The organism is Micromonospora sp. NPDC049580, assembly GCF_040675595.1.
Taxonomy (GTDB): domain Bacteria; phylum Actinomycetota; class Actinomycetes; order Mycobacteriales; family Micromonosporaceae; genus Micromonospora.
Map to the genome: position 1 here is coordinate 1 of NZ_JBFAPG010000333.1, position 7054 is coordinate 7054.

General features: G+C 68.4%; 7 protein-coding genes. All 7 read right to left on the minus strand.

Going from position 1 to position 7054, the window contains the following annotated elements:
• Positions 1–398: DUF2550 domain-containing protein (locus AB0J68_RS23020; protein ID WP_363940440.1), on the minus strand; the 398-nt coding region annotated here is incomplete at its 3' end.
• A gap of 12 nt (positions 399–410) precedes the next feature.
• The gene (locus AB0J68_RS23025) at positions 411–692 is read right to left on the minus strand and encodes a F0F1 ATP synthase subunit epsilon (RefSeq protein ID WP_354862462.1); all 282 of its coding nucleotides are present in this window, start codon (positions 690–692) and stop codon (positions 411–413) included.
• 89 nt (positions 693–781) lie between these two features.
• A complete protein-coding gene (locus AB0J68_RS23030) occupies positions 782–1924 on the minus strand; it encodes an LCP family protein (RefSeq protein ID WP_354862464.1) in 1143 nt (380 codons plus the stop codon).
• 220 nt (positions 1925–2144) lie between these two features.
• Complete coding sequence (atpD, locus tag AB0J68_RS23035; RefSeq protein WP_354862466.1) at positions 2145–3581, minus strand: F0F1 ATP synthase subunit beta; 1437 nt, start codon at positions 3579–3581, stop codon at positions 2145–2147.
• On the minus strand, positions 3581–4510 hold the full coding sequence (locus tag AB0J68_RS23040; RefSeq protein ID WP_354862468.1) for a F0F1 ATP synthase subunit gamma: 930 nt from the start codon (positions 4508–4510) through the stop codon (positions 3581–3583). Before AB0J68_RS23040 ends, atpD begins: the two co-directional genes overlap by 1 nt.
• Positions 4511–4514: 4 nt before the next feature.
• Complete coding sequence (gene atpA / locus AB0J68_RS23045) at positions 4515–6167, minus strand: F0F1 ATP synthase subunit alpha (RefSeq protein ID WP_354862470.1); 1653 nt, start codon at positions 6165–6167, stop codon at positions 4515–4517.
• Between the two features lie 141 nt (positions 6168–6308).
• Positions 6309–7054: F0F1 ATP synthase subunit delta (locus AB0J68_RS23050; protein WP_363940441.1), on the minus strand; the 746-nt coding region annotated here is incomplete at its 5' end.

Here is a 7054-nt window from a genome sequence, read left to right on the forward strand (position 1 = left end):
GCCTCGAGCCAGGAGAGGAAACCGGTCACGGTCGACCGCGCCATGGCGATCTCCACCGGTGCGTGGTGACTCGTACAGCGGAGGATCACCCAGTCGGCTGGCATGGAGAGCCGTTCCTGCCCTTCGGGCAATCGGCGGCGCTCGACCGCGAGATCCTTGCGGGAGAGGACCCGCTTGGGACGGAGCGCGAAGCTGAACATTCGATACCAGCGCAGCTCGTCACCGGCGAACCGACCGAAGCCGGGTGACCAGCCACGCCCGTCGAGCACGGTGGTGACCCGGACGCTGAGCCGGATGATGCCACCGCTGCAGGTCACGACGGCCCGCCGGACGAAGAGCACGAGAAGCGCGACGAGGATGACGGCGACGCCGATCCCGATGCCTTCGACGATCTCCATCCGCGGGGTGACTCAGCGGCTCTGCGCGGAAACCGGGGTCGCGCTCTCGGCCAGCACGGTGACGCCCTCGGCGCTCACCGAGAGGAAGCCACCGGCCACGTCGTAGGAGACCTGCTGACCCCCGGCCAGCTTGATGCGGACCTGGCCGGGCTCGGCGAGCTGGCCGAGCAGCGGCGCGTGCCCCGGCAGGACACCGAGCTCACCCTCGGTGGTCCGGGCGACGACCATCTCGGCCTCACCGGACCAGACCTTCTCCTCGACGGCGACGAGCTCGACGTGAAGCTGCTGTGCCACGCTGTCTCCTTGCTGCGGCGACGGATTGCCGAAAGTCTAGTCGTGACGCCGAGCCACCCCCAACGCGGGTGGGGAGAGCTGCGCCACGCCTACTTCGTCTTGTTCTGGAATTCGGGGTGCTCGAGCAGGAACGGGTCCAGTTGTTCATTGTGCAGGGCGGTGAAGAAGTCCGGGACGCCTGCCTGGAACTGCTCACCCTTGTAGGTCTTGCCCTCGAAGACCGGACCGCCGGGGAGCTTGATCATCTGGATGGTGTTCGGGCGGATGTTCTTCAGGGCCAGCCCGAAGTCGACCACGCTGTTGCCCCGACCGTTGAAGATCAGCGACTGACCGGCGGCGCGAAGCACCTTGTCGAGCTTGATCGGGTTGGCGACCACGTCGGCGCTGAACGCCTGGCCGACCATCGCCTTGACGAACTGCTGCTGGTGGCGCTGCCGGCCGTAGTCGGCGTCCGGCACACCGTTCTTCGGGTAGCGCTGCCGGACGTAGTCCAGCGCCTGCCACCCGCTGAGGTGGTGGTTGCCCTTCTTGTAGATCGCCTGCGGGCCGACGTAGCCCTCGCCCCGCGTGTTGCCGGGCCGGGGCTTGCCGTCCGGCTGCTTGTGCTCGGACTTCACGTCCCGCTCGACGTACATGTCGACGCCGCCCATCGCGTCGACGATCTTCTGGAAGCCGGTGAAGTTGATGATCGCCCCGGCGTCGAACCGCTTGATGCCGGTCACGTTCTGCACGGTGGTGGCCAGCAACTCGAAGCCGCGCGCCGCGTCGGGGTTGCCGTCGGGCACCCGGCTGCCGAACGACATCGCCGCGTTGATCTTCGTCGTCTCGCCGGAGAAGTTGGCCTTCTTGAACGCCGGGATGTCGACGTAGAGGTCACGCGGCAGCGAGAAGAGGTAGGCCCGGTCCATCGACGCGGGCACGTGCAGCACCATGATCGAGTCGGCCAGCGGCGCCGCCGTCGGCGTACGCGGGTCGATGCCGACCAGCAGGAGGTTGAGCGGGCCCTTGATCTCGCTCTTCTTCTCCTTGGCGCCGGCCGCCTGGTCACCGAAGAGGTCGGCCTTGCCGACGGCGCCCTCGTAGCGGGCCATCAGCACCTCGGTGCCGACCAGCACCCCGCCGCTGAGCATGGTCAGCACCAGGCCGAACACGGTGCACACCTTGGCCCAGCGCGGCACGCCCCGCCAGATGGACGACTTGCGGCCACTCTTGCCGGCCTTACCCACGCGCATCTCCGTTCGTTACGCCCACGAAGAGGAGACGGGCGCACGTCGTCGAAAGGTTGCAGAAGTCAGCGCTCGTTCAGGTGAACGCGCGGACCGACCGTATCTCGCGCGCCGCCGGAGCGACGACCACGAGTAACGGACCGCGACGATGGTAAGGCGTCAAGATGAACAAAAGACTGCCCCGACATTGCCGGGGCAGTCTTTTGCGGTACGGATGAGCGGGCTGTCAGCCCTTCATCAGCTCCTCAGCCTTGCGCTCCAGGTCCTCGAGACCGCCGCACATGAAGAACGCCTGCTCGGGGAAGTGGTCGTACTCACCCTCGCTGATCTTGCGGAACGCCTCGATGGTCTCCTTGATCGGGACCGTCGAGCCCGGCACGCCGGTGAACTGCTCCGCCGCGTAGGTGTTCTGCGAGAGGAAGCGCTCGATCCGCCGCGCGCGCTGCACGGTGATCTTGTCTTCCTCGGAGAGCTCCTCGATACCGAGGATGGCGATGATGTCCTGCAGGTCGCGGTAGCGCTGCAGGATCCGCTTCACCTCGGTGGCGACCTGGAAGTGCTCCTGGCCGACGAACTCCGGGGCGAGGATCCGGGACGAGGACGCCAGCGGGTCCACGGCCGGGTAGATGCCCTTGTCGGAGATCGACCGCTCCAGGTTGGTGGTCGCGTCCAGGTGGGCGAACGTGGTGGCCGGAGCGGGGTCGGTGTAGTCGTCCGCCGGCACGTAGATCGCCTGCATGGAGGTGATGGCCTGGCCCCGGACGGAGGTGATCCGCTCCTGGAGCTCGCCCATCTCGTCGGCCAGGGTCGGCTGGTAACCCACGGCGCTCGGCATGCGGCCGAGCAGCGTGGAGACCTCGGAACCGGCCTGCGTGAAGCGGAAGATGTTGTCGATGAAGAGCAGCACCTCCTGCTTCTTCACGTCCCGGAAGTACTCCGCCATGGTCAGCGCGGAGAGCGCCACCCGCAGCCGGGTGCCCGGCGGCTCGTCCATCTGGCCGTAGACCAGCGCGGTCTTGTCGATGACGCCGGACTCGGTCATCTCGGCGATGAGGTCGTTGCCCTCACGGGTGCGCTCACCCACGCCGGCGAACACCGAGGTACCACCGAAGTTACGGGCGACACGGGTGATCATCTCCTGGATGAGCACCGTCTTGCCCACACCCGCGCCGCCGAACAGGCCGATCTTGCCGCCCTTGACATACGGGGCGAGCAGGTCGATGACCTTGATGCCGGTCTCCAGCATCTCGGTCTTCGGCTCCAGGTCGGCGAAGGCCGGGGCCTTGCGGTGGATGCCCCACCGGTCGTCGGCCTGGATCGTCTCACCCTCGGTGAGGTTGAGGCACTCGCCGATCGCGTTGAAGACGTGGCCCTTGACGGCGTCGCCCACCGGAACGGTGATCGGCTCGCCGCGGTCGGTCACCTCCGCGCCGCGGACCAGGCCGTCGGTCGGCTGCATCGAGATCGCGCGGACCAGGTTGTCACCCAGGTGCTGGGCGACCTCCAGGGTCAGCGTCTTCTCACCGCCGGACAGGTTCACGTTGACGTTGAGCGCGTTGAACAGGGCCGGCATGGCGTCGCGCGGGAACTCGGCGTCGACGACCGGGCCGATGACCCGGACCACGCGACCCGTGGCCGTCTTGGTCTCTACTGGGGCAGTCATCACACTTCACTTCCCGACGCGGCCAGCGCGTTCGCGCCGCCGACGATCTCGCTGATCTCCTGGGTGATCCCGGCCTGGCGGGCCGAGTTCATCTCACGCGTGTACTTGTCGATCATGTCTTCGGCGTTGTCGGTGGCGCTCTTCATCGCCCGCCGACGCGACGCCGACTCACTCGCCGCCGACTCGATCAACGCCGCGTAGATCCGCGTGTTGATGTACCTCGGCAGGAGCGCGTCGAGCAGCGCCTCCGCCTCCGGCTCGAACTCGTACGCCGGCAGCAGCCCCTCGGAGCGCGGCCGGTCCTCCACCTGCATCGGACCGATCACCTTGGTGACCGGGGTCTGCGTCATCAGCGAGTGGAACTCCGTGTAGACGATGTGCAGCTCGTCGACGCCGAGCACCCCGTCCGCTCCGGAACCGCCGTCGACGTCGTCCGCACCGGCGGTGAACGCCTTGATCAGCGTCTCACCCACGGTACGGGCGTCCTCGAACGACGGCTGCTCGCTGAACCCCGTCCAGTTCGCCTCGATCGGCCGGTCGCGGAACCGGTAGAACCCGACACCCTTACGCCCGATGACGTAGAGCACCGGCTCCTTGCCGTCCGCCTTCAACCGTGCGATCAGCGACTCGGCCATCCTGATCGCGTTGGAGCTGTAACCGCCGGCCAGGCCACGGTCACTGGTGACCAGCAGGACGCCCGCCCGCCGCACCCGCTCGCGCGGGGTGAGCAGCGGGTGGTCGATCCGCGCGTTGGACGCCAGCGCCGTGAGCACACTGGTGATGGCCTGGGCGTACGGCAGGGACGCCTGCACCCGGGCCTGGGCCTTGGCGATCCGGCTCGTCGCCACGAGCTCCATCGCCTTGGTGATCTTCTTCATCGACTTCGCCGAGCGGATCCGTTGACGAAGAACGCGTACCTGGGCCGCCATCGGATCAGCTCTCGGCCGGGCGGTCGGTCGTGCCGTCGCGGAAGCGGGTGACCGTCTCGCGGTTCTCGTCACCCTCCAGCGGCGCGGCCGGCGCGTCGTTGACCTTGCGCTCGTCCTCCTTGCCGAGGAAGACCTGCTTGAACTCGGTGATCGCCGCGTCCAGCGAGCTGACGATGTCGTCGCCCCACTGGTTGTCGGCGATACCGGCCAGCACGCCCTCGTGCTTGTGCCGCAGGTACTGGAGGAACTCGGCCTCGAAGCGCCGGATCTCACCCACCGGGATGTCGTCCAGCTTGCCCTCGACGCCGGCCCAGACCGAGACGACCTCGTCCTGCACCGGGTACGGCGAGTAGTTCGGCTGCTTGAGCAGCTCGACCAGCCGGACACCACGGTCGAGCTGGGCCCGGGAGGCCCGGTCCAGGTCGGAGGCGAAGGCGGCGAACGCCTCCAGCTCGCGGTACTGGGCCAGGTTGAGCCGCAGCGAACCGGCGACCTTGCGCATCGGCTTCACCTGCGCGGCGCCACCGACCCGGGAGACCGAGGTGCCGACGTTGATCGCCGGACGGACGCCCTGGTTGAACAGGTCGGTCTCCAGGAAGATCTGGCCGTCGGTGATCGAGATGACGTTGGTCGGGATGAAGGCCGAGATGTCGTTGGCCTTCGTCTCGATGATCGGCAGGCCGGTCATCGAGCCGCCACCCAGCTCGTCGGAGAGCTTCGCGCAGCGCTCCAGCAGGCGGGAGTGCAGGTAGAAGACGTCACCCGGGTACGCCTCACGGCCCGGCGGGCGACGCAGCAGCAGCGACACGGCCCGGTACGCCTCGGCCTGCTTGCTCAGGTCGTCGAAGACGATCAGGACGTGCTTGCCGCCGTACATCCAGTGCTGCCCGATGGACGAGCCGGTGTACGGGGCCAGGTACTTGAAGCCGGCCGGGTCGGAGGCCGGCGAGGCGACGATGGTCGTGTACTCCATCGCGCCCGCCTCCTCCAGCTGCCCCTTGATCGAGGCGATCGTGGAGGCCTTCTGGCCGATGGCGACGTAGATGCAGCGGACCTGCTTCTTCGGGTCGCCGGTGCGCCAGTTGTCCCGCTGGTTGAGGATGGCGTCCAGGGCGACCGTGGTCTTGCCGGTCTTGCGGTCACCGATGATCAGCTGACGCTGACCCCGACCGATCGGGGTCATCGCGTCGATGGCCTTGATGCCGGTCTGCAGCGGCTCGAACACCGACTGGCGGGCCATCACGTTCGGAGCCTGCAGCTCCAGCTCGCGGAAGCCCTCGTTGGCGATGTCACCGAGCCCGTCGATGGGCTGGCCGAGCGCGTCGACCACACGGCCGAGGAAGGCGTCGCCGACCGGAACGGAGAGAACCCGCTCGGTGCGCTTGACGCGCTGCCCCTCCTCCAACTTGGCGGAGTCACCGAGAACGACGACACCGATTTCCCGGACGTCGAGGTTCAACGCCACGCCGAGCGTGCCGTCCTCGAACTCCAGGAGCTCGTTGGTCATGGTCGAGGGCAGGCCCTCGACGTGGGCGATACCGTCACCGGTGTCGGCGACGGTGCCGACCTCCTCGCGGGAGACGTCGGACGAGTAGGAAGAGACGTAGCGCTCCAGGGCGCCGCGGATCTCCTCCGTCGAGATGGTCAGCTCGGCCATCCTCTGCTTCCTTAAAATTCAGGGGCCCGGGATACCTAGTACCAACCGGTCCGAATGGCGTCTGTCAATCCGGGCGCTGAGCGGCGAAGCCACCCCAACGCTGGGCGGCGGAGCCGCTCAGCCGCTGGGCGGCGAAGCCGATCAGCGCTTCGCGAGCGCGTTGCGGGTCTCGTTGAGGCGGCGCAGGATCGTGCCGTCGTACAGGTCGGAGCCGACCCGCACGCTCACGCCACCCAGGACGTGGGGGTCCACCGTCTGCTTGACGGAGACCTCTCGACCGTATATCGCGGCGAGGCTCGCACCCAGTCGGCGCTCGTCGGAGTCACTCAAGGGGGCGGCGACGGTCACGTAGGCCACCTGCCGGTCCCGCCGCTCGGCGGCGAGCTCCACCAGCCGGGTGAGCGCCCCGATGAAGGAGCGTCCGCCGAACCCGCTCAGCGCCACCTCGACGAGGCGGACGGTGACCGGGTGGGCCTTGTCGGCGAGCAGCTCACGGGCCAGGGTGGCCCGCCGCTCGACCGGGGCGGCCGGGTCGGCCAACGCGTTGTTCAGCGCCGACTGACCCGTCACGACCTGACCGAAGCGGAACAGCTCGTCCTCGACCTCGCCCAGCTCGCCGGCGGAGTCGGCGCTGGCCAGCAGCGCCTCCACCCCCAGGCGCTCGGCGCCGTCGAGCAGCTCCGACGGTGCCGACCAACGGCCGGACACCAGCACCACGAGCAGGTCGAGCGCGTCCGCGCCGATCCGCCCACCCAGCATGTCGCCGAGCAGAGCGCCGCGGTCCGTGCCGGAACGAGCCGGCTCGGACAGCGCGCGGCGCAGCCGCGGCTCACGCCGCAGCAGGGTCGCCACGGAGAGGATGGCGTCGGCGGTGGAGGCCCCCCCCG